General features: G+C 57.9%; 32 protein-coding genes and 1 tRNA gene. 17 read left to right on the top strand and 16 right to left on the bottom strand.

Translation table 11 applies throughout. From position 1 onward, the window contains the following. Positions 1–76: 76 nt before the first annotated feature. From ACR0BK_RS10950 to nthA, 5 genes are all read right to left on the bottom strand, one after another. Complete coding sequence (locus tag ACR0BK_RS10950) at positions 77–313, bottom strand: DUF2842 domain-containing protein (RefSeq protein WP_480476464.1); 237 nt, start codon at positions 311–313, stop codon at positions 77–79. Next, positions 313–1,608 (bottom strand): adenylosuccinate synthase, encoded by a 1,296-nt coding sequence (locus ACR0BK_RS10945; protein WP_480554655.1) that lies wholly within the window; start codon positions 1,606–1,608, stop codon positions 313–315. The genes ACR0BK_RS10950 and ACR0BK_RS10945 overlap by 1 nt, the downstream gene beginning before the upstream one ends. A 215-nt stretch (positions 1,609–1,823) precedes the next feature. Further along, positions 1,824–2,162, bottom strand: a complete 339-nt coding sequence (locus tag ACR0BK_RS10940; protein ID WP_480554654.1) for a nitrile hydratase accessory protein — start codon at positions 2,160–2,162, stop codon at positions 1,824–1,826. Next, positions 2,159–2,836: a nitrile hydratase subunit beta gene (gene nthB, locus ACR0BK_RS10935; RefSeq protein WP_480554652.1), complete on the bottom strand. Its 678-nt coding sequence runs from the start codon at positions 2,834–2,836 to the stop codon at positions 2,159–2,161. Before nthB ends, ACR0BK_RS10940 begins: the two co-directional genes overlap by 4 nt. Next, on the bottom strand, positions 2,833–3,447 hold the full coding sequence (nthA, locus tag ACR0BK_RS10930; protein WP_480476456.1) for a nitrile hydratase subunit alpha: 615 nt from the start codon (positions 3,445–3,447) through the stop codon (positions 2,833–2,835). The genes nthB and nthA overlap by 4 nt, the downstream gene beginning before the upstream one ends. A 150-nt stretch (positions 3,448–3,597) precedes the next feature. Between nthA and secG the strand changes: the two genes are divergently transcribed. From secG to ACR0BK_RS10910, 4 genes are all read left to right on the top strand, one after another. Next, positions 3,598–3,957 carry a preprotein translocase subunit SecG gene (secG, locus tag ACR0BK_RS10925; protein ID WP_480476944.1) on the top strand — a complete coding sequence of 120 codons (360 nt, stop codon included), beginning with the start codon at positions 3,598–3,600 and terminating at the stop codon, positions 3,955–3,957. A gap of 160 nt (positions 3,958–4,117) precedes the next feature. Beyond that, the gene (locus ACR0BK_RS10920; protein ID WP_480476454.1) at positions 4,118–5,761 is read left to right on the top strand and encodes a CTP synthase; all 1,644 of its coding nucleotides are present in this window, start codon (positions 4,118–4,120) and stop codon (positions 5,759–5,761) included. A gap of 112 nt (positions 5,762–5,873) precedes the next feature. After that, the gene (locus tag ACR0BK_RS10915) at positions 5,874–6,356 is read left to right on the top strand and encodes a bacterioferritin (RefSeq protein WP_480554650.1); all 483 of its coding nucleotides are present in this window, start codon (positions 5,874–5,876) and stop codon (positions 6,354–6,356) included. Between the two features lie 160 nt (positions 6,357–6,516). Continuing rightward, positions 6,517–7,287, top strand: a complete 771-nt coding sequence (locus tag ACR0BK_RS10910) for an isocitrate lyase/PEP mutase family protein (RefSeq protein WP_480554648.1) — start codon at positions 6,517–6,519, stop codon at positions 7,285–7,287. A 161-nt stretch (positions 7,288–7,448) separates the two neighbouring features. On the opposite strand, the gene ACR0BK_RS10905 is transcribed toward ACR0BK_RS10910, so the two are convergent. Beyond that, the gene (locus tag ACR0BK_RS10905) at positions 7,449–8,489 is read right to left on the bottom strand and encodes a methyltransferase domain-containing protein (protein ID WP_480554646.1); all 1,041 of its coding nucleotides are present in this window, start codon (positions 8,487–8,489) and stop codon (positions 7,449–7,451) included. Between the two features lie 91 nt (positions 8,490–8,580). On the opposite strand from ACR0BK_RS10905, the gene ACR0BK_RS10900 reads away from it, so the two are divergent. The 7 genes from ACR0BK_RS10900 (at position 8,581) to ACR0BK_RS10870 (ending at position 13,788) form a co-directional block, all read left to right on the top strand. Further along, positions 8,581–9,030: a tellurite resistance TerB family protein gene (locus tag ACR0BK_RS10900; RefSeq protein WP_209504295.1), complete on the top strand. Its 450-nt coding sequence runs from the start codon at positions 8,581–8,583 to the stop codon at positions 9,028–9,030. A 20-nt stretch (positions 9,031–9,050) separates the two neighbouring features. Continuing rightward, positions 9,051–9,488, top strand: a complete 438-nt coding sequence (locus ACR0BK_RS10895; protein WP_480554645.1) for a tellurite resistance TerB family protein — start codon at positions 9,051–9,053, stop codon at positions 9,486–9,488. Further along, the gene (locus ACR0BK_RS10890) at positions 9,485–10,234 is read left to right on the top strand and encodes a phosphate/phosphite/phosphonate ABC transporter substrate-binding protein (protein ID WP_480554644.1); all 750 of its coding nucleotides are present in this window, start codon (positions 9,485–9,487) and stop codon (positions 10,232–10,234) included. The genes ACR0BK_RS10895 and ACR0BK_RS10890 overlap by 4 nt, the downstream gene beginning before the upstream one ends. A 128-nt stretch (positions 10,235–10,362) precedes the next feature. Next, positions 10,363–11,139, top strand: coding sequence for an ABC transporter ATP-binding protein (locus ACR0BK_RS10885; RefSeq protein ID WP_209504298.1), 777 nt, complete (start codon positions 10,363–10,365; stop codon positions 11,137–11,139). Between the two features lie 34 nt (positions 11,140–11,173). Then, a complete protein-coding gene (locus ACR0BK_RS10880) occupies positions 11,174–11,923 on the top strand; it encodes a transporter substrate-binding domain-containing protein (protein WP_480476444.1) in 750 nt (249 codons plus the stop codon). A 79-nt stretch (positions 11,924–12,002) separates the two neighbouring features. After that, positions 12,003–12,890, top strand: coding sequence for an ABC transporter permease (locus tag ACR0BK_RS10875; protein ID WP_480517728.1), 888 nt, complete (start codon positions 12,003–12,005; stop codon positions 12,888–12,890). A gap of 91 nt (positions 12,891–12,981) precedes the next feature. After that, entirely contained in the window at positions 12,982–13,788 is an 807-nt protein-coding gene (locus tag ACR0BK_RS10870; RefSeq protein WP_480554643.1) for an ABC transporter permease, read from the top strand. A 92-nt stretch (positions 13,789–13,880) separates the two neighbouring features. Here the strand turns inward: ACR0BK_RS10870 and ACR0BK_RS10865 are convergent. Further along, a tRNA-His gene (locus ACR0BK_RS10865) sits at positions 13,881–13,957 on the bottom strand. A 48-nt stretch (positions 13,958–14,005) separates the two neighbouring features. Further along, complete coding sequence (locus ACR0BK_RS10860) at positions 14,006–14,488, bottom strand: GNAT family N-acetyltransferase (protein WP_480554642.1); 483 nt, start codon at positions 14,486–14,488, stop codon at positions 14,006–14,008. Positions 14,489–14,565: 77 nt separating this feature from the next. Here ACR0BK_RS10860 and ACR0BK_RS10855 point away from each other — a divergent pair, with 77 nt between their 5' ends. Then, positions 14,566–14,754, top strand: coding sequence for a DUF6324 family protein (locus tag ACR0BK_RS10855; protein ID WP_117869403.1), 189 nt, complete (start codon positions 14,566–14,568; stop codon positions 14,752–14,754). 5 nt (positions 14,755–14,759) lie between these two features. Here the strand turns inward: ACR0BK_RS10855 and ACR0BK_RS10850 are convergent, their stop codons facing one another. Continuing rightward, positions 14,760–15,191: an MmcB family DNA repair protein gene (locus tag ACR0BK_RS10850; RefSeq protein ID WP_480554641.1), complete on the bottom strand. Its 432-nt coding sequence runs from the start codon at positions 15,189–15,191 to the stop codon at positions 14,760–14,762. 90 nt (positions 15,192–15,281) lie between these two features. Between ACR0BK_RS10850 and ACR0BK_RS10845 the strand changes: the two genes are divergently transcribed. Next, the gene (locus ACR0BK_RS10845; protein WP_480554640.1) at positions 15,282–15,626 is read left to right on the top strand and encodes an ArsR/SmtB family transcription factor; all 345 of its coding nucleotides are present in this window, start codon (positions 15,282–15,284) and stop codon (positions 15,624–15,626) included. Next, positions 15,623–16,048: an SRPBCC family protein gene (locus tag ACR0BK_RS10840; RefSeq protein WP_480476436.1), complete on the top strand. Its 426-nt coding sequence runs from the start codon at positions 15,623–15,625 to the stop codon at positions 16,046–16,048. Before ACR0BK_RS10845 ends, ACR0BK_RS10840 begins: the two co-directional genes overlap by 4 nt. 214 nt (positions 16,049–16,262) lie before the next feature. On the opposite strand, the gene ACR0BK_RS10835 is transcribed toward ACR0BK_RS10840, so the two are convergent. The 5 genes from ACR0BK_RS10835 to ACR0BK_RS10815 form a co-directional block, all read right to left on the bottom strand. After that, the gene (locus ACR0BK_RS10835) at positions 16,263–16,568 is read right to left on the bottom strand and encodes a hypothetical protein (protein WP_480476434.1); all 306 of its coding nucleotides are present in this window, start codon (positions 16,566–16,568) and stop codon (positions 16,263–16,265) included. Between the two features lie 59 nt (positions 16,569–16,627). Beyond that, positions 16,628–17,110 (bottom strand): transcription antitermination factor NusB, encoded by a 483-nt coding sequence (nusB, locus tag ACR0BK_RS10830; RefSeq protein WP_480554638.1) that lies wholly within the window; start codon positions 17,108–17,110, stop codon positions 16,628–16,630. Continuing rightward, entirely contained in the window at positions 17,107–17,658 is a 552-nt protein-coding gene (locus tag ACR0BK_RS10825; RefSeq protein WP_209504307.1) for a 6,7-dimethyl-8-ribityllumazine synthase, read from the bottom strand. The genes nusB and ACR0BK_RS10825 overlap by 4 nt, the downstream gene beginning before the upstream one ends. A gap of 2 nt (positions 17,659–17,660) precedes the next feature. Continuing rightward, positions 17,661–18,782 carry a 3,4-dihydroxy-2-butanone-4-phosphate synthase gene (ribB, locus tag ACR0BK_RS10820; protein ID WP_209504308.1) on the bottom strand — a complete coding sequence of 374 codons (1,122 nt, stop codon included), beginning with the start codon at positions 18,780–18,782 and terminating at the stop codon, positions 17,661–17,663. Between the two features lie 104 nt (positions 18,783–18,886). Continuing rightward, on the bottom strand, positions 18,887–19,474 hold the full coding sequence (locus ACR0BK_RS10815) for a riboflavin synthase (RefSeq protein WP_480476428.1): 588 nt from the start codon (positions 19,472–19,474) through the stop codon (positions 18,887–18,889). A 141-nt stretch (positions 19,475–19,615) separates the two neighbouring features. On the opposite strand from ACR0BK_RS10815, the gene ACR0BK_RS10810 reads away from it, so the two are divergent. The 3 genes from ACR0BK_RS10810 (at position 19,616) to ACR0BK_RS10800 (ending at position 24,132) form a co-directional block, all read left to right on the top strand. After that, on the top strand, positions 19,616–20,914 hold the full coding sequence (locus ACR0BK_RS10810) for a capsule biosynthesis protein (protein WP_480554637.1): 1,299 nt from the start codon (positions 19,616–19,618) through the stop codon (positions 20,912–20,914). An 80-nt stretch (positions 20,915–20,994) separates the two neighbouring features. Further along, positions 20,995–22,128 (top strand): polysaccharide biosynthesis/export family protein, encoded by a 1,134-nt coding sequence (locus tag ACR0BK_RS10805; RefSeq protein ID WP_480516551.1) that lies wholly within the window; start codon positions 20,995–20,997, stop codon positions 22,126–22,128. Positions 22,129–22,131: 3 nt separating this feature from the next. Continuing rightward, positions 22,132–24,132: a capsular polysaccharide biosynthesis protein gene (locus ACR0BK_RS10800; RefSeq protein WP_480554636.1), complete on the top strand. Its 2,001-nt coding sequence runs from the start codon at positions 22,132–22,134 to the stop codon at positions 24,130–24,132. Positions 24,133–24,134: 2 nt separating this feature from the next. On the opposite strand, the gene ribD is transcribed toward ACR0BK_RS10800, so the two are convergent. Then, positions 24,135–25,235, bottom strand: coding sequence for a bifunctional diaminohydroxyphosphoribosylaminopyrimidine deaminase/5-amino-6-(5-phosphoribosylamino)uracil reductase RibD (gene ribD, locus ACR0BK_RS10795; RefSeq protein ID WP_480554635.1), 1,101 nt, complete (start codon positions 25,233–25,235; stop codon positions 24,135–24,137). Beyond that, positions 25,232–25,702, bottom strand: coding sequence for a transcriptional regulator NrdR (gene nrdR, locus ACR0BK_RS10790; protein ID WP_267367325.1), 471 nt, complete (start codon positions 25,700–25,702; stop codon positions 25,232–25,234). The genes ribD and nrdR overlap by 4 nt, the downstream gene beginning before the upstream one ends. Positions 25,703–25,748: the final 46 nt, after the last annotated feature.

The following is a 25,748-nucleotide window of genomic DNA, read 5'->3' as shown; positions in this document are numbered from 1 at the left end:
ACCAAAGCGCCGAGGACCACGCGTTTTCCCGCACGGCACTCAGCAGGCCCGGTCATTTACACGTACCTCACGAGCGCTAGGACTGATCGGGGTCTTCTTTACCGACGCCGCGAAACACGAACTTGAACGGCAGGGCCCAAAGGATGCCCAGCACGATATAAACCAGCAACTCAATCCAGATCGGAGGACGCCCCAGCAAGTTCACGATCGTCACCACGGCGATGATGTACAGCGGAAGGCCAAGCACAAGGATCACCAGCGACCAGCGCCGGCGTGCCTTGTAACTCAACCCTGTCTTCTGTTTCTCGCGCATCAGTCAGCAAAGGGGTCCGTCACCAGAATGGTGTCGTCCCGCTCCGGGCTTGTGGACAAAAGCGCAACCGGGCATTCGATCAGTTCTTCGACCCGACGCACATATTTGATCGCATTTGCAGGTAAATCCGCCCAGCTGCGCGCGCCTTCGGTCGATTCGCTCCACCCCGGCATTTCTTCATAAATCGGAGTACAGCGGGCTTGCTGATCAGCAGCGGTCGGAAGGTAATCCAAACGTTCGCCATCCAGCTCATACCCGGTGCAGATCTTAAGTGTCTCAAACCCGTCCAGAACATCCAGCTTGGTCAGCGAAATACCGTTCACGCCGCTGGTTGCGCAGGTCTGGCGCACCAGACAGGCGTCGAACCATCCGCAGCGGCGCTTGCGGCCTGTTGTCGTGCCGAATTCGTGCCCGCGTTCACCCAGACGCTGACCGTCTGCGTCTTCCAACTCGGTCGGGAACGGCCCTTCTCCAACACGGGTGGTATAGGCCTTAACAATGCCAAGCACGAAATTGATCGAGCCCGGACCGATTCCAACACCGGTTGCCGCCTGCCCCGCAATCACGTTCGACGACGTCACAAAGGGATAGGTGCCGAAATCGATATCCAGCAGCGCGCCCTGCGCCCCTTCAAACAGGATGCGTTTCCCGGCCTTGCGCTTTTCGTTCAGCACTTTCCAGACGGGAGCTGCAAACGGCAGAATTTGTTGCGCGATCTCTTTGAGTTGAGCGATCAGCGCGTCGCGGTCAACCGACTCGATACCCAGACCCTTGCGCAACGGATCGTGGTGTTGCAATGCGCGGTCCACGCGGGCCTCCAGCGTGGCTTCGTCCGCCAGATCGGCAACGCGAACAGAACGCCGCCCAACCTTGTCTTCATAGGCCGGGCCAATTCCGCGACCGGTTGTTCCGATCTTGGTGCCTTTGCTCGCAGCTTCCTCGCGCGCACGGTCCAGCTCGCCATGAATGGGCAGAATCAATGGCGTGTTTTCAGCGATCATCAGCGTCTCAGGAGTGATCTCAACACCCTGCGCCCGGATGGTTGCGATCTCATTGACCAGATGCCAGGGGTCCAGAACCACGCCGTTGCCAATAACGCTCAACTTGCCGCCGCGTACCACGCCCGAAGGAAGCGCGTGCAGCTTATAAACCTCACCGTCGATCACCAGCGTATGACCGGCATTGTGACCGCCCTGAAAACGCGCGATTACGTCCGCCCTTTCGCTGAGCCAGTCGACAATCTTGCCTTTTCCTTCGTCGCCCCATTGGGCGCCGACAACAACCACGTTGGCCATATCCGGTCCTTTTCGTGCTGAGTGATCAAACCCGGCTCATATAGCGGGGCAAAAACGGCAGGGAAACCGATATTTCGCCGCAGAGGAAAATCGGGCTCGCGCGCGATGCCTCCGGCGGGGATATTTGTAGCCAGATGAAGAGTGGATTCCCTGCTTCACCTGGCTGTAAATATCCCGGGGGAGGCGCCCGGAACGGGCGGCGGGGGCAGAGCCCCCTAACCCTGTCGCCGTAAGTGGACAGGTTGCCCATGCGGAGTGGTCAGGTAAGCCTCTTCCCAGGCCTTATGCAGATCAAGCACATCTTTCGGCCTTGCAGCGCCCTGTTCGGCCAGCAATGCCTCAAGCGTTTCCAGCCATGCGTGGAAGTAATCGTCACCGCCATCCAATTCCCGGGCAAGCCCATTGTGTTTCAATGTCGCTGAAAAGCGCGCCGCCCAATCCGCCCACTCGAACCGCCCAGCCTCGTTCAGCGCGACGGTGACGGCAAAGACCTGAGCGTGCCAGGGTTCAGCAAAAACCGGCTCGGGGGCTCCGTGTGAGATACAGTCGTTCATGCCGGTTCCAGGTAGCTTTGCCAGAGGTCCAGCACCACCTGGTCGGCGGGATGTTCGGTGGCGGCCCAGAGTTCTGATGCCGCAAAAGCCACTGCATAAATCGGCTCTGGCGCCTCACCCAACCCATGCGCATTGGAATCGGGCAGAACATGGGTTCCGTGCAGGCGCAGGATTCGGCCCCTGGCACCGGATGCATAGACAGGCAGGCGCGTGTGACCTCCATCCACGAGGCGATTTGCTGTCGGCCGGACCGTGACAACCTCTTGCCCCACAGAATACAGCGCCGCGACATTGGAAGGCCTGTCCGCAGGCCCGCCTTTGGCCAGCGCAGCGGACACCGCTTCGGCCTTGAGCGCTCTGTCTGCAAAGGGGTGCGGATTGTCGCCGCTCACGCCACGCAGATCATCCAATGTCAGAACACCCATTTCGACCAGCAGATCGGCCAGACCGGATATCCATTTCTCATAATACGAAAACCGGGTGTAATCCTTCGGAGACAAGCGTTCGCGCGCGTGGCGCGAAACGTCGATGTTCCACTGCCCCAGAAACCCGGATGCAAGTGTCACCGCAAGAGCGCGGGCGTGCCAGTCTTCGGCAAAAACAGGCGCGTCCTCTGCCTCGGGGTGTATCGGACCATCACCGAAACGGCCTCCCATATCGTGAACGCGGGTCATGATGGCACCTTGGGAAGGCCCGTGCCGATCATGCTGTCGCGCGTCACAAGCGCAGCAAGCTCATCTTCGCTCATTCCGTCTGTGCCTTCAGGGCGCATGGGCAAGACGAGATAGCGAATCTCGGCCGTCGAATCCCAAACCCGTACAGAGGTGTCTTGGGGCAAGGTGACGCCGAATTCGGCCAACACCTTGCGCGGTTCTCGCACTGCGCGGGCTCGGTAGGCGTCGGATTTGTACCATCCGGGCGGGATACCCAGCAGCGGCCAAGGGTAACAGCTGCACAGGGTGCAGACGACCATATTGTGCCGGTCCGGTGTATTCTCGACCACCACCATATGTTCGCCCTGGCGGCCATAGTAGCCAAGGTCCGCTACGACCGGAGTGGCGTCTTCAAGCAGGGCAGCTTTGAAGGCAGGGTCGCTCCAGGCTTTGGCAACGACGCGCGCGCCGTTTTGCGGCCCGATCCTGTTCTGATAAGTGTCGATGATCTCATCCAGAGCCGCCGGATCGATCAGCCCTTTGCGGGTCAGAATCGTCTCGAGCGCTTTGACGCGCAATGCGGGTTCAGGTGGCAACAGGGCATGCGGGTGGTCGTGATCGTCATGTGGCATGGCCGCAGCCTGCGTCACAAATCAACACACTGTCCAGTCCCTTTGACGTGATGGGATACATCAAAGAAGTTGATGCCAACTCCTGACTTGCCCCCGCTGGCAAACTTGCATAAGTACCACGCGATACACGCCACGCTGTACAGGACCACCATGGAAAACGTCGTTCTCATTATCCATCTTCTTCTGGCTCTGGGCCTGATCGCCGTTGTCCTGATGCAGCGGTCTGAAGGCGGTGGCCTGGGTATGGGTGGTGGCGGTGCCATGGCCGGTCGCGCAGCAGCGACGGCATTGGGCAAGCTGACGTGGATTCTGGCGGCCTGTTTCATCGTCACCTCGATCACGCTGACCATTCTTGCGGCTCAGAAATCTTCGGGCAGCTCGGTAATCGACCGTCTGGGCGTTCCGGCACCGGCTTCGACCGAGGAAAGCGCACCGGCGATTCCGTCGGTTGATGATCTTTTGCCGCCGGCACAGGACGACAACGCGCCTCTGATCCCGCAGGCGGATTGATCCACAAAACCTAGAAACATGAAAGAGGACTGCAACAGCATCTTGCGGTTCTCTTGCGCTTTTGGCGCGAATCCTTTATACGTGAAGTCCCGTGATGCAGCGGTTTTTCGGAACCGCCGGGCAGCTGATTTTGACGTCTCACGGGAGCAGCCGAAAAACTATGGCACGTTTTATTTTCATCACCGGTGGTGTGGTTTCGTCCTTGGGCAAAGGGCTGGCTTCGGCAGCTTTGGGCGCTTTGTTGCAGGCCCGCGGTTATTCGGTGCGTCTGCGCAAGCTGGACCCCTATCTGAACGTCGATCCCGGCACGATGTCGCCCTTTGAGCATGGCGAAGTGTTTGTCACCGATGATGGCGCCGAGACCGATCTGGACCTTGGCCATTACGAACGGTTCACCGGTGTCGCAGCGCGCAAGACCGACTCGGTCAGCTCGGGCCGGATTTATTCCAATGTTCTGGAGAAAGAGCGCCGCGGAGATTACCTCGGCAAGACCATTCAGGTGATCCCGCACGTCACCAACGAGATCAAGGATTTCATCGCCATCGGCGAGGATGAGGTTGATTTCATGCTGTGTGAGATTGGCGGTACCGTGGGTGACATCGAAGGCCTGCCCTTCTTTGAAGCCATCCGACAGTTCAGTCAGGACAAACCGCGCGGCCAGTGTATCTTTATGCATCTGACGTTGCTGCCCTACATCAAAGCGTCGGGTGAGTTGAAAACCAAGCCGACCCAGCACTCGGTGAAAGAACTGCGCTCGATCGGTCTGGCCCCCGATATTCTGGTCTGTCGGTCCGAAGGGCCTATCCCGACCAAGGAACGGGAAAAGCTAGCCCTGTTCTGTAACGTGCGTCCGGACAGCGTGATCGCGGCGCAGGACCTGTCCACCATTTACGACGCGCCGCTGGCCTATCACCGCGAGGGGCTGGACCAGGCCGTTCTGGATGCCTTCCAGATCAGCCCCGCCCCCAAACCTGATCTGGCCAAATGGGAAGATGTCAGCGACCGCATCCACAACGCCGAAGGCGAAGTGAAAGTGGCCATTGTCGGCAAATACACGCAGCTTGAAGACGCCTATAAGTCGATTGCCGAGGCGCTGACCCATGGCGGTATGGCCAACCGTGTGAAGGTCAAGATCGAGTGGGTGGATGCCGAAGTTTTCGACACCGAAGACGCAGCTCCGTATCTGGAAGGGTTCCACGCCATCCTAGTCCCCGGTGGTTTTGGCGAGCGTGGCACCGAAGGCAAGATCAAGGCGGCGCAATATGCGCGCGAGCACAAAGTCCCCTATCTGGGCATTTGTCTTGGCATGCAGATGGCGGTGATCGAGGCAGCGCGGAACGTTGCGGGTATTACCGAAGCCGGGTCCGAGGAATTCGACCATGAGGCCGGGAAGAAACGGTTTGAACCGGTGGTCTATCACCTCAAAGAGTGGGTACAGGGCAACCACAAGGTCGAGCGCAAGGTCGGCGACGACAAGGGCGGCACAATGCGCCTTGGGGCCTACAACGCAGTATTGGCGGACGGATCCAAAGTCGCCGAGGTCTATGGCGGCACCCAGATCGAGGAACGGCACCGCCACCGCTATGAGGTGGACATCAAGTATCGCGACAAGCTTGAAAAAGCGGGCCTGAAGTTTTCGGGCATGTCGCCGGACGGTCGTCTGCCCGAAATCGTGGAATGGGCGGATCACCCGTGGTTCATTGGCGTTCAGTACCACCCGGAGCTGAAGTCCAAGCCGTTTGACCCGCATCCGCTGTTTCGCGATTTTGTGCGGGCCGCGAAAGACACCTCGCGCCTGGTCTGATCCCTGACTGTGTCGGACTGTCACCCCACGTTGTTTCGTGGGGATTGATCTCTTAACTGTGTGCAGAGGCAGGCTTTCTGCTTTTGCATTTCACGATTTCAGGAGATTTCCGATGAGCAACGCAACAACGATCAGCAACCTTCAGCAAGCGCTTCATATGGAGCTTACTGCCGCGCACCAATACCAGTTGCACGCGCACGTTCTGGACGATTGGGGCCTTGATATTCTGGCTGAGAAAATGCGGGGCGAGATGCAGGAAGAACTGGTGCATTCTGACGCCTTTATTGAACGTATCCTGTTTCTGGGTGGAACCCCCGAGCTTGCGTTTCAGAAAAGCCCTGCCGCAGCGGGTACACTGGAAGAAATGTTTGCCTCTGATCTCCAAGACGAGAGTGAGGCCGTTGTTTTTTACACCAATGCAGCGCAACAGGCGGCCGAAGTCGGTGATGTTGGTTCGCGTTCACTGTTCGAACGCATCCTGATGGAAGAAGAAGGTCACAAAGCCTGGCTGGAGACACAGCTGAGCCTGCTGCAACGTCTGGGCGAATCTGCGTTTAGCGCGAAATTCGTCTCTGGCGCCGCGGGCGAAGCCTGAGGCCTTGGTTTCAAACCGGTGGATGTCACAGGTACTTTGCGCAGCTGACGCAATCTGTGCCTGTGCCGTCACCTCAAAGTGACCTGTCTGGGTGCAAAAAATCTGGCCGGGTCATTTTCGCAGCGTTAGCTGTAGGATACGCGACAACAGGAGAGTTCCGATGACCAGCCAGTCCCAGAAAGCCGTGACCTTTACCAGCCTTCACAAGAAAGGCGATCCTGTCATTCTGTTCAATATCTGGGACGCTGGCAGCGCTGGCGCTGTTCGGGACGCTGGTGCCCAGGCCATCGCGACCGGCAGTGCCCCTGTTGCCATGGCGCAGGGCTATGGCGACGGGCAGAACATTCCACTTGAGGCCGCGTTGGACAATGCACGCCGCATCGTTGCAGCGGTTGACTTGCCCGTAACACTGGATTTCGAGGGCGCTTATGCCGAAGACCCGCAAGGGATCGCGCAAAACGTTCAGCGCGCGCTGGACTGCGGTGTTGTTGGTTTCAACTTTGAAGACCAGATCATAGGTGGAGACGGCCTCTTTGACATCGCCACTCAGGCCAAACGTGTTGAAGCGATGTGCGACGCCTGCGCGCGCGCAGGCATTCCCGCCTATGTCAATGCGCGCACAGATATCTTCCTGAAGGCAGCAGCGGACACCCATGACGACACGATGCTGGATGAGGCCATTGCCCGTGCCAATGCCTATGCTGATGCAGGTGCCAGCGGATTCTTTGCACCTGGGCTAAAGAACGAAGCCCTGATCGCCCGGCTTTGCGAATCCACGGCCTTACCGGTCAATATCATCGCCCTGCCCGGCACGCCGGATACGCCCACCCTGGCAAAACTGGGGGTTGCGCGGATCAGCTACGGTCCGGTTCCCTATCGCCAAATGCTGGCCTGGTTGCAAACCGCAGCCAAAGAGGCCCTGACCTGGTAATCACGTCAAAAGCCTGACCGAAGCCATTTCACCGGATCCTGAGTGACCTGGGTGGTAATTTATCTTCAAAGTTGGCTAGGGTTTTCATTGAAAATCCCCGACCAACTAAACCGATCAAGACACCTGAATCCCCGTAAACCCTGACTGGTCGAAAGATAACGTTAAGTTTTTGAACGCCTTTTTTTAAGGCGCCGATAGTTCATATTCCGAAGTATCTGACCAATTTTGGATCCTCGTAATTGATACCTTTTGCCGCCGGGAAACAACGCCAACTTTCCATGAACAGCACCGAACTGTGTTACACGCCAGCCCTGATCCTTCCAGACCCGGTGCAGAAGCTCCAATCGAACATCTGCGTAATCTTCGGCATTCAAAACCTGAACGTCTTGCGCTGGCTTACGCATCACGACCATGAATTCGATACCCTTGGGTTCCTGCACGTCTTCGATTTGCAAAGATGTCAAGCCCAAGTATTGGCAGTCTTGCAGCATCAAGCGCAGCGAACTGGGTGTCATAACAGTGCAATGAGCATCCTGATAAGGAGATTCTGGCGTTGTTTGCTGCCACTGTTCCCACAAAACAGCGGGATCAAATTGCAGTCTGTGAAGTTCAGGTGGTGTTTGATGGTTAACAGGCTTGAACTCTGCGCCGCAGGCCTCACGGGAGAGAACGTAACGCGAGTCAAAAACCTGCTTTTCTGTCGGTTTCTTTCGATCTTCCCGGTAGGCTTCAAGCCATTCTGACGTAGTTGTCGGGGGGCGGAAATGGTCGAAACATAACCGCCCATCCGGTACGATCATGATCAAGCGCCCCCCTGACTTCAGTAGCGCCTCACAAGCTTGAAGAAATTTGATCGGATTCGGTAAATGTTCAAAATTATGGGAACTATATATATAATCGAAACTGCCATGTTCGTCTTTTGGCACAACTGAACCCAACTCGGTGGCACTGCCGACGAAGTCTATCTCCTCTATTAGGCCGTAACTATCAGGGTTAATTGTGTCATTTCCCTCCGCCGACGCCAAAAGTTCTTGCGCGGTCAGTACGTCTGCTATTTTGACATTGTAGCCTTCAGCTTTCGAAACGAGCGGATTGAACCAAGGTGCGATTTCCAGCCCCTTGTCTGATTTACTGATCCCCATTGCACCAGGTAAACGCGGTATCATCTGAAACTTCCTTTCAAATACAACTTTATCGTGCACAGGTCCGACTCGGCGCTGGATACATGCAATACTGTATCAAGACCAGCATTTCGTGCTTGGCCGATCACGACCTGTCGTCTAGGTGTTTGTTATGTTGAAAAGGTTCTTTAAGGCGCTCAGACCGCCTCATCATGAACAGTTGCCGGACCCGGATGCAGAACTTGCTCTGGGTGCTCTGATGGTGCGCGTCGCGCAGGCAGATCGCGATTACAAGCTGGAAGAGATCAGTCTGATCGACAAGATACTGGCCCGTCTGTACCAGCATAACGCGATTGAGGCAGCTAAGGTGCGTGCCACCTGTGAAAAGCTCCATGCTGCGGCACCGGAAACTGATACGTTCGGCAAACTGATCCGGGAAACCACGGATCTGAAAGAGCGGCTGGCAGCCCTTGACGCGTTGTGGGAAATCGTTCTGGCGGATGGCAGTTCGGACGAGGGCGAGATAAAGATCGTCGAAGAAGCCCGCATTGCCATGGGCCTGAGCTACAATGACAGTCAGGCAGCGCGCGAGCGCGTCCAAAGCCGCTTGGATGTGAGTTAAGCGCCCGCTATATCTTACCCATGTTCAGTGACTTTCTTTCCAGGCTCACACAGCCCAAGCCCGACCCGCTTGTCGAAGATGATGCCCGCCTAGCCCTGACGGCCCTGCTGGTGCGTCTGGCACGATCTGACAACGATTATTCTGCCTCCGAAATGTCGCGCATCGATCGCATATCGGCAGAACGATACGGTTTGTCCCCATTCGAAAGCGCGGCTTTGCGCGCCCGTGCCGAAGATCTGGAGACCGAAGCCCCCGACACGGTCCGTTTTACCCGCGCCATCAAGGAAGCAGTCGCTTATGAAAACCGGCTGGCGGTGGTTCAGGCGCTGTGGTCAGTGGCCCTGGCTGATGGCCACCGCACGGGTGAGGAGGACTCGCTGCTGCGTCTGGTTGTCAGCCTGCTGGGGGTCAGCGACGTGGATTCGGCTTTGGCCCGGCAAAAGGCCGCCAAATCTTGATAGCCATGCTTGGCATGTACGACATGCCCGAGGTTCAGGCCGCCAATGGTCGCTTCTGGGGGTTGATTCGCGCGAATCTGGGTTACGGGCCAGAACAGCTGACCCGAGACGCCGATGTTTGGCAGGTTTGGCTTGATCCCGATCTGGTGCTGGCGCAGACCTGTGGAATGCCCTATCGCACACGCTTGCATGGTCGTGTTCAACTGGTGGGCACCCCGGATTACGGCCTGCCCGGTTGCCCTGCCGGGCATTATTGCTCGGTCTTTGTGGCGCGGCGCGACGACGACCGCACGCTGGCGGGAATGACTGACGGTATCTTCGCATATAACGAAGCATTGTCCCAATCCGGCTGGGCGGCACCCATCACGTATTTATCCCGGGAGAACCTGTATCCTGCGTCGTTGTTGGAGACAGGCGGTCACGCGCTGTCAGCGCAGGCGGTCTCGGAGGGGAAGGCAGATTTCGCGGCGCTGGATGCGTTGACCTGGATGATGTTGCAAGAACATACCGATCTGGGCGAAAGCCTGCGCGAACTGGCAAAAACCGCTTCTACACCGACCCTGCCCTATATTACCGGACCCGACCAAAACGCGGATCTGGTCGCAGACGCAGTTCGGGCAGCAATAGAAAACCTTGCCGAACACGACCGCAAAACGCTGCACATTCAGGGGCTGATCGACATCCCGGCGGAGGAGTACCTGTCCGTACCGACCCCGCCACCGCCATGCGCCCAGCAGATAATCTGATGGCCAAATTGTCGGGTGCATTTGGTCAATTTGACAGTTTCCGACCCTGAATTTGCGAATTGCGCATTGCATTGAGCAAATTTTTCGGCCCTAGTACCGCACCAACACCACAAACTACTGGACTGCCCGTGACAGAAACCGCTCCCGTCATCGAAATCAAAAACCTTCACAAAAGCTTCGGCAATCTGGAAGTGTTGAAGGGGGTGGATATCACAGCGCATGGCGGCGACGTGGTCTCGTTGATCGGGTCATCGGGGTCAGGAAAATCAACTTTGCTGCGCTGCTGCAATCTGTTGGAAGACAGCCAGCAGGGCGAAATCCTGTTCAAAGGCGAACCTGTCAAATGGTCGGGCGATAGCCATGGGCGCCGCCCCGCGGACCCCAAGCAGGTCCTGCGCATCCGCACTAACCTGTCGATGGTGTTTCAGCAGTTCAATCTGTGGGCGCATATGACCATCCTGCAAAATGTCATGGAAGCCCCCGTGACCGTTCTGGGCCGCGACAAGGCCGAAGTGGAAGACAGCGCGCGCAAATACCTTGAGAAAGTTGGCATTGGCGACAAATGCGACGCCTATCCGGCGCAATTGTCCGGCGGTCAGCAACAGCGCGCCGCTATCGCGCGGGGGCTGTGCATGGAACCACAGGCGCTGTTGTTCGACGAACCGACCTCGGCGCTGGATCCCGAACTGGAACAGGAAGTGATCAAGGTGATCAAGGATCTGGCAGCCGAAGGGCGCACCATGATCATCGTGACTCATGACATGAAAATGGCGGCAGATATCTCGAGCCACGTGGTATTTCTTCATCAGGGCCTGATCGAGGAAGAAGGTTTGCCCGAAGATATCTTTACGTCACCCGAATCCGAGCGGCTTCGGGGCTTTCTCTCCGCCACTCAGGCGGCTTAACTTCAAGAACAGAACCAAAACTGGGGAGTAACCAATGAAAAACCTGATTCTGTCCACTGCGGCCCTGGCGCTGACTGCTGGTATCGCCATGGCCGACACGATCCGCATGGGCACCGAGGGCGCCTACCCTCCGTACAACTTCATCAACGATGCAGGTGAAATCGACGGGTTCGAGCGTGAAGTCGGCGACGAGCTGTGCAAACGCGCCAACCTGGAGTGTGAATGGGTCAAGAACGACTGGGATTCGATCATTCCGAACCTGGTCTCGGGCAACTACGACACCATCATCGCCGGTATGTCGATCACAGCCGAACGTGATGAGGTCATCGACTTTACCCAAGACTATTACCCGCCGACCGCTTCGGCCTATGTTGCGACCTCTGACTCGGCAGACGTAACTGGTGGTGTCGTTGCGGCGCAAACCGCCACGATCCAGGCAGGCCACGTTGCCGAATCCGGTGCAACCCTGGTCGAATTCGCGACCCCGGAAGAAACCATTGCAGCTGTCCGTAACGGCGAAGCCGATGCAGTTCTGGCCGACCGCGACTATCTGGTGCCGCTGGTCGAGGAATCGGGCGGTGAGCTGGTCTTTGTCGGCGATCCGGTTCCGCTGGGCGGCGGCGTCGGCATGGGCCTGCGTGAAAGCGACGGTGAACTGCGCGGCAAGTTCGACGAAGCCATCACTTCGATGAAAGCCGACGGCACGCTGAACGAGATGCTGATCAAGTGGTTCGGTGAAGGCACCGCCACATACGGTACTGACGGTTCGGTCGTCACCAACTAAGACCTGACCAATCCCGGTCCGGTGCCTCGGCACCGGGCCGATTCCGGCCTAGCCGGAACAGACGTTGGAAAGACGCCATATGTTCTCGTACTGCGCTGATCCTGACACGCTGGGCACGTTCCGCTGGTTTTCATGCTACCTGACCAATGGCGTACACTGGTCGTTCTACCTGTCTTTCATCAAGGTTTTGGCCCTGCTGGCTGTGACCGCGCCCGTCGCACTTGGCTTCGGGTTTGCAGGTGCCATGGCGGCGCGCTCGCATTTCCCCCCGCTCAGCTGGCTGGGCAAAGGGTATATCGCGATTGTGCGCGGCGTGCCCGACATTGCGTTTTTCCTGTTTTTCGTCATCGCACTGGATCAGGCGTTCGAGTGGACGCGGCATAAGATATTGTGCCCGGACTGGACCGACCCAATCCGCCAGGGCAATGATTTCCTTGTTTGTCAGGCTGCCAAGCTGCCACTCGGGACCGCGCCTGAATGGATGCATGAAACCTATGGGTTTTTCCTGGCGGTCATCACGTTCTCTATCGTTTTTGGCGCCTTTGCGGCCAATGTCCTGTTCGGGGGGATGCGCGCCGTACCACATGCGCAGCTGGAAACGGCCGAAGCTTATGGTATGAACCGCCGCCAGACCTTCTGGCGCATCCTGGTGCCTCAGATGTGGGTCTACGCGCTGCCCGGCCTGTCCAATCTGTGGATGGTGCTGATCAAGGCGACGCCCCTGCTCTTCCTGCTGGGTGTTGAAGATATCGTGTATTGGGCGCGCGAACTGGGCGGCACCAAAACCTCGAAATTCACGCAATACCCGCATGGCGACTGGCGCATGTGGTATTTCCTGTTCCTGCTGATCTTCTACCTTGGCATGACCCGTTTCTCGGAACTTGGGTTGGAAAAACTGATGCGGCGATTGTCCCACGGACAGGCCACTTCGGGCGGAGAGCTTCTGCGCAAGGAGACCACGGCATGATGATCCGCGTTCAAGACCGCATCCGGGTGCCGCACGCGATTGCACAGCAATCTGATTCGCGCACGCAATCTCCTTTTCAGGGAGCCCGAGCATGAGCTGCATCCAGACCATTCAGGATTACGGCCTGCGTTCGCTTGGCATTGGGGAGCGCCTGCTGCCCAAGACCGATTTCACCCTGTGCGAACAGTTCACCCTGATCGGCTCGGGCATGATCTGGAACATCTATTTCGGCGTCATGGCGCTGACGACCGGGTTCTTTCTGGCCACTGCACTGGCCGTCGGCAAAGCCTCGACCAACAAATGGCTGCGCAAACCTGCCGAATGGTTCATCTTTCTGTTCCGGGGCTCGCCGCTCTTTATCCAGTTCTTCTTTGCCTATTTCTTCTTCCTGTCGCTGAAGAAAACCTATCCACTGTTTGACGCCTTCACCTCGGCTTGGCTCGGCGCACTGATCGTGCTGTTCCTGAACACCGCAGCCTATTCAGGTGAGATTTTTTATGGTGCTCTGCGCTCGATCCCCAAGGGAGATATCGAAGCGGCAGATGCCTATGGTATGTCCGGCTGGTCGCGGTTTCGGCGGATCGTCTGGCCAACCATGTTGCGGCTGGCCTGGCCTGCCTACACGAACGAAGCCATCTTTCTGTTCCACGCCACCACGCTGGTCTTCTTCTCGGCCTTTCCGGCCTGGCAGCAGCGCGGCGACGCGCTCTATTACGCCAGCTATTTCGCGGACAAGACGTTCAACCCGTTTATCCCCTATCCAATTCTGGCGTTCTATTTCATCTTGCTGACATTGGTGATTGTCGGGGGTTTTGGCCTCATAAACAAACGCCTGAACCGCCACCTGCCCACTGCGAAACGGGTGAAAATGCGGTTCAAACTGAACCTGGCGCGCTAAAGATCAGCGCGCCGGACTTTCCGGCGTTCGAGCCTACACTATGTTTGTAATGCGCTTGGCGGTGCGAACACGGACAGTCGATTTTGGGGGAATGGTACCGCCTCCCTGGCTTGAACAGGGGACCTCTGGATCCACAATCCAGCGCTCTAACCAACTGAGCTAAGGCGGCACTTCGTGAGGGGCGATGTACCGAACGCGTCCGGGGAATGCAAGAGGATTAAAGCCGAATTCTCCAGCTTTGTTCGACAAGATCGACCCCAAAGGAATGCACCGGTTTGCTGTCTATCAGTTCCCAGCCAAACGCCCTGTAAAGCGCGCAGGCGGCCGTATGGCTTTCATGGGTCCACAGAACCATTTCCCGATATCCAGCCTCGCGTGCAAAATCTGTACAGGTCTGTAACAGCCGTTTCCCCAACCCAAGTCCGCGCGCCTCGGGGACAAGCAGGAAGAGGCGCAGTTTGGCGGTTGTTTGGTCCACGCGCACGCAGAAGATGCTACCCAATCTTTGTCCAGTCCGTTCAGCAATCCAGCCTTTTTCAAAGGACGGGTCGTTGTCTGCAATGAACTCCTCAAGGATGCGCGCAACCAATGGGGCAAAGCTGTCATCAAATCCTTCGTCGCGCGCATAGAGCAACCCGTGCTGTTCAACCAGCCACGCGGCATCATCGGGGCGAAACGTTCTGAGAACCACTTTATCCATGTCTTATCTGACCGCAAAGGTGACTTGATTCTCAACCCCGTGCGCGTTAGCACGAACGCTCAGGCTCGGAGGCACAGATGGGCATCAATACCGAACGCGATATACAGGCCAACCTGCAAATCGGCCCGACCGATCAGGGGATGGTGCGCTTGTTCATCGAAGCCGACGGCATCGAGATTCCGATGGATTTCGATCCCGAAGAAGCCGAAGAAATCGCAGACGAGATCCGCGCCGCGATACAGGCCGCCCTCGCCGTCAAAGGCTGAGCTTTTTACAAGCGCGGATCGCGCAGTGCATGCAGTCGGCGTGCTGCATCTGTTGCAAATTTCTGGATCATCTTTTTGCGCCGCGCTGGAGCAAGCTTGTCCTCGGGCGCCATGCGCACGATCTCGGCATCATAGGCATCAGCAATGATCAAGCCCGTTTCGTCAGGTAACAGATCGGTCGGAAACTCGGTATCCACGGCCCAGAAGAATCGGTCGCACCATTCCAGATAGCCCTGCCATTTGGCATCCGATTGATAATCGGCACGGCTGGATTTGCATTCGATCACCCAAAGTTCACCTTTGGGACCTAGGCCCATTACATCGACACGTAGACCACGTGCCGGAACGAATTCTTCAACAGAAACAAAACCATGTGCGGCAAGGTGGCGTGCGACGCCACGCGCCAGTTTCTGTCCGGGCTGCAGATCTAAAGTCATGTCAGAAATGTGAACAATTAGGGAACAAAAGTAAAGTGCTGCGTCGCACTTGACATGATACCTTTGGGTGTCGCATTAATATGATACCAAATGGTATCTCTTCCGGGGTTGCTTATGGATAACCGAACTCAAAACGCGTTTCGTGCGCTGGCCGATCCCACACGTAGGGACATTGTGCAATTGCTCTCGTCTCAGGACATGACCATCGGGCAGTTGACAGACCGGTTCGACATGACCCGGGCCGCGGTCAAAAAACATCTGACCGTGCTATCCGACGGCGGCTTGATCACCGTTGAAACCCGCGGCCGCGAACGCATTAACCGTCTTGAACCACAGGGGATGGCCCCCGTTTTGGACTGGCTCAGATATTTTGACCAGTTCTGGGACGATCGCCTCAACTCTCTCAAGGAAGCTGTTGAAAGGAAATCGAAATGACCGATGCAGTTCTGAATAAATCGATCTTTCTGAGGGCCGAGCCGGAAACGGTTTGGGCTTATCTTACAGACCCGGATCGTCTGGCGGAATGGTTCCACAAACCTCGACATACTCTGTCCGCGGGTCAAAAGCTGGAGATGTTTGGCACGACAAGCGGCGACCTGTTGATCTGGGGTGAGGTTCGCGTTGCCAACCCTCCCAAATATCTGGAATACACGTTCACCGTAAAACCGATGGGCGACGCGGTGAGCGTAGTCAAGTGGACCCTGGAACCCGTCGCAGGCGGGACGCGCCTTGACCTTCGGCATGAAGGCCTGCCGCAGGGGGCCGATGCCTTTGGCCTGATCCTGGCGCTGGACAAGGGTTGGGACGAACACTTTGGCAAGATGCGCACGGCATTGCACGAAACTGTTGATGCCTGACCCCTTGTGCGAACCCGTCATACGCCCTACTTAAGCGCGTGGCGGGTTCTGCCCTTCTTGTGAAAGGTAGCATTCTGGTGGCCTTAAGCAATTCCGAGGGGGCTGGCTCTGTTCAGGTCCTGGCCTGATTACCTGGCGCCCACCTGTATATACAGGTCCTCGGGAATCAAACCACACGGTTGTTTGGTGGTCCCGCCACATTTTCCACGGAAGTTCAGCGCCCTGCGCGGGCTTCCTGCTTTGCAACCGCCGGTTCAAAGCTGTGTACAACAGGTGTCCCCCGGCGCGGGCCTTGCGGCTTTTCTGCCATGCTCATGATCTTGTAGGCGAACTGAACACCGGCAAAGACAATGCCGTTCATGAACCAGATCATCACCAAAGCGATAAAGCCGATTTCCGAACTGGTTATCAGATGGCGCAGGTTTGCGACATTCAGCGCCAACAGAACGCCGACAAACACAGCCGAAATGACAAAGCCCCAGGCAACTTGCGTGATATAAAGGCGGATCAGTTTGGGCATGGCGAACCTCTTTGCGCTATGACATTCAAGTTAGCGCATATCTGGTTCTCGTAAAGGCGTCAGAATGCCTCGGGCTGTGCCTCGCGCGCCATGTGATCCAGCACAGCGTTGACGAATTTCGGCTCTTTGCCTTCCGGGAAAAACGCACGCGCCACATCGACGAATTCGGTGATGACAACCTTTGGCGGTGTGTCGCATTGGGTCAGCTCGGCACCTGCGGCACGGAACACTGCACGAAGGGTCGGATCGATGCGCGCAATCGGCCATTTGGCCACCAACGCACGGTCAGTCATCTGGTCGATGGCCGCCTGATAGTTCACCGCGTTGTCAACCAGGGACCTGAAAACCGAGATATCGCCGTCCAGCATCTCCTCGCCCTCATAGACTGCGCCAAACCGGTGATCCAGAAACTCGTTCACGACAGCTTCGGTCGTTTGCCCGGACTGTTCCATCTGGAACAGCGCCTGCACGGCATAAAGCCGGGCGGCGGATTTCATCAGGCGTTTCTGGTTGGCCGGTTTCGGCGCGTCTGTCTTGGTCATGCTGTCGAGGGTCCGTTGCTGTCGCCCGCCACAAGGATGGACTCGGACGGCGGCTTGAAACCAACGCCCTTTTTGGAAGAGCCCCACTTACGGCTGAGCGCGATCAGATGCAAGGCCGCAGCAGCAGCCCCACCCCCTTTATTCATCTTTTTGGGGTTCGCGCGGACTTCGGCCTGCGCGTCATTTTCTACGGTCAGAATGCCGTTACCGATGCACAGGCCCTGCAGGCCCATCAACTGGATGGCCCGGCTGGAGTCGTTGCAAACGGTTTCGTAATGCGTGGTCTCACCGCGAATGACGCAGCCCAGCGCGACATAGCCGTCAAAGTTGCATTGACGGTCGGCCATAGCGATGGCGGTTGGGATTTCCAGCGCGCCGGGTACCTCGACCACTTCGCAGGTGCCACCCGCGGCTTCGATTTCGGCCTTCGCGCCCGTGATCAGGTTATCGGCAATCGCACGATAAAACGGCGCCGCCACGATCAGCAGCTTGACCGGCTTGTCAAATGTCGGTGTCGGCAGAACGCCATGTTCGTCTTGAGCAGCCATGATCAGTCTTCCTTCAGAATCGAACGGGTGCCGACGATGGACAGGCCAAACGCGTCAAGCCCCAGATATACGGTTTGCGGCGAGTCGGTTAGCAGGACCAGTTCCTGAATTCCCATCTTGGACAGGATCTGCGCCCCCAGACCGGTTTGTTTGATGGTGCGCGGCCCCTCGTCACCCGTGGCGTATAGCGAGTTGCGCGGTTGACGGAACAGGCAGACCACGCCCCGTCCTTCTTCAGCAATCTTTTCCATGGCGCGCGGCAGTTCGCGCGAGGATTTCGGACCAAGACCCAGAATATCGGGGGCCTCGTGCAGGGCATGGGTGCGGGTCAACACCGGTTCGGGTGTGGTGATGTCGCCCTTGATCATGACCACATGTTCGATGCCGTGGGTCTGATCGGTGAACAGCCGCATCTCCCACTCGCCGCCATATTCTGACGTCACCATCTGACGCGAGGTTTCGACCACCAGATTGTCATTGCGCGACCGGTAGGCGATCAGGTCACTGATCGTGCCGATCTTCATGTTGTGCTCTTGCGCAAACTCAACCAGATCGGGCAGACGCGCCATGGTGCCGTCGGGTTTCATGATCTCGCAGATCACGCCCGAGGGGTTCAGACCGGCCAGACGCGAGATATCAACGGCAGCCTCGGTATGACCGGCACGCACCAGCACCCCACCCCGCTTGGCGCGCAAGGGGAAGACGTGGCCCGGCGTTGCGATATGGGCCATCGTGTTCTGCTCGTTGATCGCAGTTGCCACGGTCAGCGCACGGTCGGCGGCCGAGATCCCGGTACTGACCCCTTCGCGCGCTTCGATGGACACGGTGAATGCGGTTTCGTGCCGGGACGAGTTGTTCACCGCCATCATCGGCAACCCAAGCGCTTCGACACGTTCTGCTGTCATCGGCAGACAGATAAGGCCACGGCCATGGGTGGCCATAAAGTTAATGGCCTCGGCATCGGCGAACTCGGCAGCAATCACCAGATCGCCCTCGTTTTCGCGATCCTCGTGGTCGACCAGAATATACATCCGGCCCGCACGCGCCTCTTCAATAATGTCTTCGATCGGGCTGATCGCGTCGCGCAGCCGGGCCTCGACCGGGCCGGGTGTCTCAAAGCTCATTGGGCAGCCTTTCGCATGGCATGTTTGAACGGCGGAATAGACCACTGAGGGCACAAAGACCAGTCCACAAACGGCGCAGGTCTGCTCCGACGCGACGTATCGTATCAGGACATCTCGGCCAGACGCGACACATAACGGGCCAGCGTATCGATCTCAAGATTGACCCGGTCACCGACCTGCACGTCACCCCAGGTGGTGACCTCTTTGGTGTGTGGGATGAAGTTGATGCCGAAATCGCAATCTGTCACGTCATTGACCGTCAGGGATGTGCCATTCAGTGCCACCGACCCTTTGGGCGCAATGAACCGTGCAAGATCCTTTGGTGCGCGCAGGGTGACGCGGGTGCTGTCGCCGTCTTCCTTGATCGCGATCACCTCGGCTACGCCATCCACATGGCCCGAGACGATATGACCGCCCAGTTCGTCACCAACCTTCAGGGCACGTTCCAGATTGACACGCTTGCCGACAGTCCATGTGTCGAGATTGGTTTTCGAGACGGTTTCCGCGCTGATCTGGACATCATACCAATCGTCGCCCAGCGCGATCACGGTCAGACACACACCGTCACTGGCAATCGAGGCCCCGATATCGATGCCCGCAGTGTCATAGGCGGTCTTGATCCGCGCGCGCAGGTCACCCTGCTGCTCCAGCTCGGCGACGGTGCCCATGTCGGTGACGATCCCTGTAAACATTCCGTTAACCCTCAGTTTCTAACCTGTGCCTGACTATCACCGTCGAGGTAAGGCCAACGGGCCGCGCGGGCAAGCCCTGCCTTGCCGTACACCGACCAAACGGGCATAGTTTTGGCAACAACAACAATACGAGCAGTTCGGATGCAGCACCCGCCTTTAAGGTCTCATGATCGGGTCTTCCTGTTCCTTCAGGGCCCGCACGGACCTTTTTTCCCGGCCTTGGGGCGTATGTTGCGCGCGACGGGGGCTCGGGTCTGGCGAGTTGGATTCAATGCAGGCGATCAGGCGTTCTGGTTTGACAAAGCAAGTTACATCCCGTTTCAGGACAAACCGGAAAACTGGCCCGCAACACTGTCCTCTTTAATCGCTGAAAAAGCTGTTACGGACATTGTGCTATATGGCGACACCAGACCCATACATGCGCGTGCGGTCGAAATCGCACGGTCTTGCGGAGTTACCGTACATGTATTCGAGGAGGGGTATCTGCGCCCCTGGTGGGTGACCTATGAGCGGGACGGGTCAAATGGAAATTCCCGGCTGATGACGCTGGACGTTCAGCAGATGCGTCAGGCCATGGCCCTGTCCGACCGAAAGGCGCCGCCGCCCCCGTCGCATTGGGGAGACATGCGGCATCATATCTTCTATGGCGCCCTTTATCATTGGTTCGTGATGACTCTGAACAGCCGCTACCGAAACTTTCAACCGCACAGGGAATTACCTGTCTCGCAAGAATTCAGATTGTACCTCAAGCGCCTGTTTTTGATGCCTTTTCATCGTCTTCAGCGAAGTGTGGCGACGGCGCGGGTCAGATGGGGCGGATACCCCTACCACCTCGTTCTGTTGCAGCTTGGGCATGACAGCTCGGTGAAAGCTCATTCCAGCTTTTCGGGCATGTGTGAATTTCTTGAGCTGGTGATCGAAGGATTTGCGCAAGGCGCGCCGACCCATCACAGGCTGGTGGTAAAGGAACACCCCCTGGAAAACCATCGCGAACCGTTGCGACGCCGGGCCCGTGAGATTGCCAGAAAACACGGCATCGACGACCGGGTTCATTATGTGCCGGGCGGCAAGCTGGCCAGATTGCTGGATGAGGCGAATTCGGCCGTCACCGTGAATTCCACCGCCGGACAGCAGGTCCTGTGGCGGGGCATTCCATTGCGCATTTTCGGGCGTTCGGTTTATGACAAACCCGATTTCGTCTCGCAGCAGCCGATCGCGGCGTTTTTTGCCGATCCTTGCCGCCCCGATTCCGAAGCCTATCGCTGTTATCGGCAATTTCTTCTGGAAACCAGTCAGGTACCCGGCGGGTTCTATTCAAGACGAGGGCGCCGTCAGCTGCTGCGCCGCGCCGTGGATATGCTTTTGGACACCAACGATCCCTACCAATCGGTTCTGAATACGAACGAGGCGCGAACGACACAGTTGAAAGTCGTCGAATGAAACGGGTGGTGTGTGACTGGAAGTTAAGCAACTTACCAGCTAATCTGCACGCAACTACAAAAGACTGAGGATATCGGGCGGTGAAAGTCTCTCCTAGGCGATGGATTCGGGGCGTGTCCTTTGTGGCTGCAATTGGCCTGCTGGCCGCGTGCCAGCTGCCAAAATCCGGACCGAACAAATCCGAAATTCTGGCCGGTTCAGTTCAAAAAGGGGGCAACGCATTTGTCGTTGAAGTTGATGACAACGTCACACGCGCGACATCCGCTATTCCTCAGTATGGTTTTTCTTCCTCCTTTAGCAGTGCCCAGACATTGACCGCGGATACCGTCCGCCCTGGCGACGTGCTGGGGCTGACCATCTGGGAAAACGTCGACGATGGCCTTCTGTCCGGCGAAACCGGTCTTGCAACCACGTTGAATGAGGTTCAGGTCGACAGCGACGGATTTATCTTTGTTCCCTATGCAGGCCGGATTCGGGCTGCGGGAAACACGCCGGAACAGCTGCGCGTTCTGATCACAGACAAGCTTCAGGAGCAAACGCCGGACCCGCAGGTCGAAGTGCGGCGCGTCGCTGGTGACGGGTCCACCGTCTCGCTGACGGGCACGGTTGCCGCGCCGGGCATTTATCCGATTGAACGGCCAACCCGGTCGCTGCTTGGTATGTTGTCCCAGGCAGGCGGAGTCTCGGTCGCGTCTGACATCGCGCTGGTGACCCTGATCCGGGGCGATCAGAAGGGTACCGTCTGGTACGAGGACCTGTTTCGCAACCCCAAGCTGGACGTCGCCCTGCGCGGTGGCGACCGCATTCTGGTGGAAGAGGACAGCAGATCGTATATCGCCCTTGGCGCAACCGGGGGCCAGTCGCGCGTGGCATTTGAAAGCCAGGACCTGTCGGCACTGGAAGCCTTGGCACAGGTCGGTGGTCTGCTGACGCTGTCCTCAGATCCAACGGGTATCTTTATCCTGCGCAAGGAACGTCAGGATGTCGCCCGCAGTATCACCGGACGCGCCGACCTCAAAGGGGATCAGCGCATGATCTACCTGCTGAACCTGACAGCCCCCAACGGCCTGTTCATTGCACGCGATTTCGTGATCCGGGACGATGATACGATCTACGTGACCGAAGCGCCCTATGCACAATGGAGCAAATCGATCTCACTTATCGCAGGCGGTCTGACACCCGTTGCAAACGTTGCCACCCTAACCGGCAATTGATGCATGAGGCCCGATCCCGACACGTCAGCCGGGAGCGGGCAAAATCGGCTGTTCGTCTATAACGGCGGCTTTCTGACCCAGAATCGTCTGAGACGAATCCTGTCGCTTTCGGGTTACGACATTCGTCTGGGATATCCCAAAGACGGCGATTGCGTAGGCGTCTGGGGTAACAGCCCGACAGCACATCGCGGCCTTAAGATCGCCGAAAAACACGCTGCCCCGGTTCTGCGGGTCGAGGACGCCTTTCTCAGATCTCTGCACCCGGGCCGGAATGGCGAGCCCCCTTTGGGGCTGTTACTGGATCGTTCCGGCCTGCATTTCGATGCCGCCACGCCGTCTGAGCTTGAAACAGTGCTGGCCACGCACCCCCTGGATGACACGGCCCTGCTGAACCGTGCCCGCGCCGCGATCACGCGGATCAGGGAGCTTAACCTCAGCAAGTATTCCGCCTTCGATCTCGATCTTGACCCACCCGATCCGGGTTATGTTCTGGTGATTGATCAGACGGTTGGCGATGCGTCGGTAACAGCAAGCGGAGCGGACCGCGCCCGGTTTCTTGAAATGCTTGTCTTGGCGCAGGAGGAAAACCCCGGCGCGCGTATCCTGATCAAGACGCATCCTGAAACACTGGCTGGTCACCGTCAGGGGCATTTTACCAATCAGGACCTGTCAGACCGGATATCGCAGTTCAGCGACCCGATCAGCCCATGGCCGTTGCTTGAAGGGGCTGTCGCTGTCTATACCGTGTCCTCGCAACTGGGGTTTGAGGCAATTCTGGCTGGCCACAAACCGCGTGTTTTCGGCCAACCTTTCTATGCAGGATGGGGCCTGACGCAGGATGACCGCCCCGTTCCGCGTCGTCAGCGCAGCCTGACACGGGCACAATTGTTCGCGGCCGCCATGCTGCTTTACCCGACTTGGTACGATCCCTATCGCGATCAGCTGTGCGAGCTGGAAACGGTGCTGGACACGTTAGAGGCACAGACCCGCGTTTGGCGACAGGACAAGAACGGCTGGACGGCATCCGGGATGCGCTTGTGGAAACGCAGGCATCTGCAACAGTTCTTCGGACAACATGGAAAGCTGCGCTTTACGGCATCTCAACCCGGCACACCGGACCACCCCCACATGGTCTGGGCCAGCCAGGCAAGAAACACCGAAGGGGCGGTTCGGGTCGAAGACGGGTTCTTACGTTCACGCGGACTTGGGGCGGCACTGGTCCCGCCACTGTCGCTGGTGACGGACGAATTCGGTATCTATTACGACCCGACAAAACCCAGCCAGTTGGAAGAGTTGATCACTTTGCGTGAAACGTTGAGGCCGGATCAGGACCTGCGCGCAGAGCGTCTTATCGAGAACCTCTTGGCCGCAGGCTTGAGCAAATACAATACCGGCAATCCCGCCAGCCCCCTGCCCGAAGGCCATCGTATTCTTGTGCCCGGACAGGTCGAGGACGATGCCTCAATCCTGTTGGGTACCAGCGCGGTTCGCAACAATCTGGACCTGCTGAAAGCTGCGCGCGACGCCAATCCCGACGCGATCCTGATTTACAAACCCCACCCCGATGTCGAAGCGGGTTTGCGCGAAGGCAGGATCGATGCCGAGGCAATTGCCGACATCGTTGCAACCCAAACAGACCCCGCATCATTGTTGCTGCACGTGCAGGAAGTATGGACCATGACGTCGCTTCTGGGGTTCGAAGCTTTGCTGCGCGGCGTGAAGGTTACAACTCTGGGCGCGCCTTTTTATGCGGGTTGGGGGCTGACCACGGATCTGGGGGCTGTTCCTGCCCGGCGTGGTGCGCGACCGACGTTGATGGGCCTCGTCCATGCCACCCTTATTGATTATCCTCGCTATTTCGACCCGGTCACGGGGCAACCCTGCCCCGTCGAGGTTGCCGTTGAACGTCTGGCGCAGGGCACTTGTGCCCCGACCGGTCCCTTCAATCGTGTTCTGTCAAAACTTCAGGGCGTGTTTGCGACACATGCGCACTTGTGGCGCTAAACCTAGTCAGACGCCCTGCGCCAACGGTGCAGGATATCCTCACCCACCCTATTGGTTTCCATCAGCTCGAATCTTGGCGCCGCGTCCAGCGTCGTTAACCCCAATGTTCCAACTGCCGCCAGCCCCTCGGCTCCGATGGTCAATCCGGCAGTAAATCCGACCAGTTCATCCACCAGATCCTCGGCCAGCAGTGACGCCGCCAGCGCCGCCCCCCCTTCGCAGAAGACGCTGGTCAGACCGGCTTGCCCCAATTGATGGAGCAGATCGACCGCGTCAATCTGATGATCTTTCAACGCGCATGGGATCAGCCTTGCGCCCAGTCCTTCCCAGGCTTTCGCGCGCTCGGCGTCCGGGTGATGCGCATGGCAGAGCCAGACAGGTGTCTTTGATGCTGTGCGGGCCAAATGTCCCATCAGGGATATGTCCATATGGCGCGAAACGACAACGCGCACCGGTTGATGTTCAACGCCAAGATCCCGAACCGTCAGTGACGGATCGTCGGCCCGCGCAGTACCCGCTCCGACCATCACCGCATCGTGACGCGCACGCATGGCATGGACAACACGACGCGCCTGTGGCCCGGTAATCCATTGGCTGTGTCCGGTCGAGGTTGCGATCCGCCCATCAAAACTGCTGGCCAGCTTGAGGGTCACGAAAGGTCGGCCTTGTTCCGTCTTCAGGAAGAAGCCTTCCAGATCACGTTCCGCCTGCTCTGCGAGGACACCTGTTACGACCTTAATTCCGGCCTCGCGCAACTTGGCAAAGCCCTGCCCTGCGACGCGCGGATCACTGTCTTCCACGGCGGCCACGACACGGGCGACACCCGCAGCAATCAAAGCCTCGGCACAGGGGGGTGTCTTGCCGTGATGGGCGCAGGGTTCCAAAGTTACATAGGCGGTCGCACCGTGCGCGGCCTGCCCGGCTTGCGCCAAAGCCTCGGTCTCGGCATGGGGGCGACCGCCCGGCTGGGTCCAACCGCGCCCGACAATCCGGCCTTTGCGCACGATAACACAACCCACTGCAGGGTTTGGCCAGCACATCCCCTGGCCGCGCCGCCCCAGTGACAGGGCCAGCGCCATGAATCGCTTATCTGTTTCGCTCACTCGTCCGTCGGTGGCTGCGGCGGGCGCAGTTCGTGGACAAACTCCTCAAAATCATCGGCCGCCTGGAAATTCTTGTACACACTCGCAAAGCGAACATAAGCGACGGTATCGATCCGCGCCAGAGCTTCCATGACGATCTCGCCGATCTTGTGGGACGGGATATCCGTATCGCCCATGCTTTCCAGCCGACGTACGATACCCGATATCATCTGATCGATCCGTTCAGGATCAACTGGCCGTTTCTGCATTGAGATACGGATCGAACGTTCCAGTTTGTCGCGGTCGAAATCCTCGCGCTTCCCATTGGTCTTTATGACAACCAAATCACGCAGTTGCACACGTTCATAGGTCGTGAACCGTCCGCCACAGGCCGGGCAGAACCGGCGTCGGCGGATTGCCACGTGATCCTCTGCCGGACGTGAATCTTTTACCTGAGTATCGATATTTCCGCAAAACGGGCAGCGCATCCGCCGTCTCCTCGTCCCTTGTTCCGCCTCTTTTTGTAAGCGCTGC

The organism is Ruegeria sp. AF1, assembly GCF_056542125.1.
This window is presented reverse-complemented; position numbering and strand designations above follow the sequence as displayed.

Coding starts and splice junctions, on each gene's coding strand:
- nthA (WP_480476456.1), bottom strand. CDS start 3,447: ATGCCACATGACGATCACGACCACCCGCATGCCCTGTTGCCACCTGAA.
- ribB (WP_209504308.1), bottom strand. CDS start 18,782: ATGAGCTTTGAGACACCCGGCCCGGTCGAGGCCCGGCTGCGCGACGCG.
- ACR0BK_RS10850 (WP_480554641.1), bottom strand. CDS start 15,191: ATGACTTTAGATCTGCAGCCCGGACAGAAACTGGCGCGTGGCGTCGCA.
- ACR0BK_RS10950 (WP_480476464.1), bottom strand. CDS start 313: ATGCGCGAGAAACAGAAGACAGGGTTGAGTTACAAGGCACGCCGGCGC.
- ACR0BK_RS10840 (WP_480476436.1), top strand. CDS start 15,623: ATGACCGATGCAGTTCTGAATAAATCGATCTTTCTGAGGGCCGAGCCG.
- nusB (WP_480554638.1), bottom strand. CDS start 17,110: ATGACCAAGACAGACGCGCCGAAACCGGCCAACCAGAAACGCCTGATG.
- ACR0BK_RS10855 (WP_117869403.1), top strand. CDS start 14,566: ATGGGCATCAATACCGAACGCGATATACAGGCCAACCTGCAAATCGGC.
- ACR0BK_RS10880 (WP_480476444.1), top strand. CDS start 11,174: ATGAAAAACCTGATTCTGTCCACTGCGGCCCTGGCGCTGACTGCTGGT.
- ACR0BK_RS10940 (WP_480554654.1), bottom strand. CDS start 2,162: ATGAACGACTGTATCTCACACGGAGCCCCCGAGCCGGTTTTTGCTGAA.
- ACR0BK_RS10900 (WP_209504295.1), top strand. CDS start 8,581: ATGTTGAAAAGGTTCTTTAAGGCGCTCAGACCGCCTCATCATGAACAG.
- ACR0BK_RS10870 (WP_480554643.1), top strand. CDS start 12,982: ATGAGCTGCATCCAGACCATTCAGGATTACGGCCTGCGTTCGCTTGGC.
- ACR0BK_RS10825 (WP_209504307.1), bottom strand. CDS start 17,658: ATGGCTGCTCAAGACGAACATGGCGTTCTGCCGACACCGACATTTGAC.
- ACR0BK_RS10815 (WP_480476428.1), bottom strand. CDS start 19,474: ATGTTTACAGGGATCGTCACCGACATGGGCACCGTCGCCGAGCTGGAG.
- ACR0BK_RS10800 (WP_480554636.1), top strand. CDS start 22,132: ATGAGGCCCGATCCCGACACGTCAGCCGGGAGCGGGCAAAATCGGCTG.
- ACR0BK_RS10895 (WP_480554645.1), top strand. CDS start 9,051: ATGTTCAGTGACTTTCTTTCCAGGCTCACACAGCCCAAGCCCGACCCG.
- secG (WP_480476944.1), top strand. CDS start 3,598: ATGGAAAACGTCGTTCTCATTATCCATCTTCTTCTGGCTCTGGGCCTG.
- nthB (WP_480554652.1), bottom strand. CDS start 2,836: ATGACCCGCGTTCACGATATGGGAGGCCGTTTCGGTGATGGTCCGATA.
- ACR0BK_RS10810 (WP_480554637.1), top strand. CDS start 19,616: ATGCAGCACCCGCCTTTAAGGTCTCATGATCGGGTCTTCCTGTTCCTT.
- ACR0BK_RS10945 (WP_480554655.1), bottom strand. CDS start 1,608: ATGGCCAACGTGGTTGTTGTCGGCGCCCAATGGGGCGACGAAGGAAAA.
- ACR0BK_RS10910 (WP_480554648.1), top strand. CDS start 6,517: ATGACCAGCCAGTCCCAGAAAGCCGTGACCTTTACCAGCCTTCACAAG.
- ACR0BK_RS10845 (WP_480554640.1), top strand. CDS start 15,282: ATGGTATCTCTTCCGGGGTTGCTTATGGATAACCGAACTCAAAACGCG.
- ACR0BK_RS10920 (WP_480476454.1), top strand. CDS start 4,118: ATGGCACGTTTTATTTTCATCACCGGTGGTGTGGTTTCGTCCTTGGGC.
- ACR0BK_RS10860 (WP_480554642.1), bottom strand. CDS start 14,488: ATGGATAAAGTGGTTCTCAGAACGTTTCGCCCCGATGATGCCGCGTGG.
- ACR0BK_RS10915 (WP_480554650.1), top strand. CDS start 5,874: ATGAGCAACGCAACAACGATCAGCAACCTTCAGCAAGCGCTTCATATG.
- ACR0BK_RS10835 (WP_480476434.1), bottom strand. CDS start 16,568: ATGCCCAAACTGATCCGCCTTTATATCACGCAAGTTGCCTGGGGCTTT.
- ACR0BK_RS10875 (WP_480517728.1), top strand. CDS start 12,003: ATGTTCTCGTACTGCGCTGATCCTGACACGCTGGGCACGTTCCGCTGG.
- nrdR (WP_267367325.1), bottom strand. CDS start 25,702: ATGCGCTGCCCGTTTTGCGGAAATATCGATACTCAGGTAAAAGATTCA.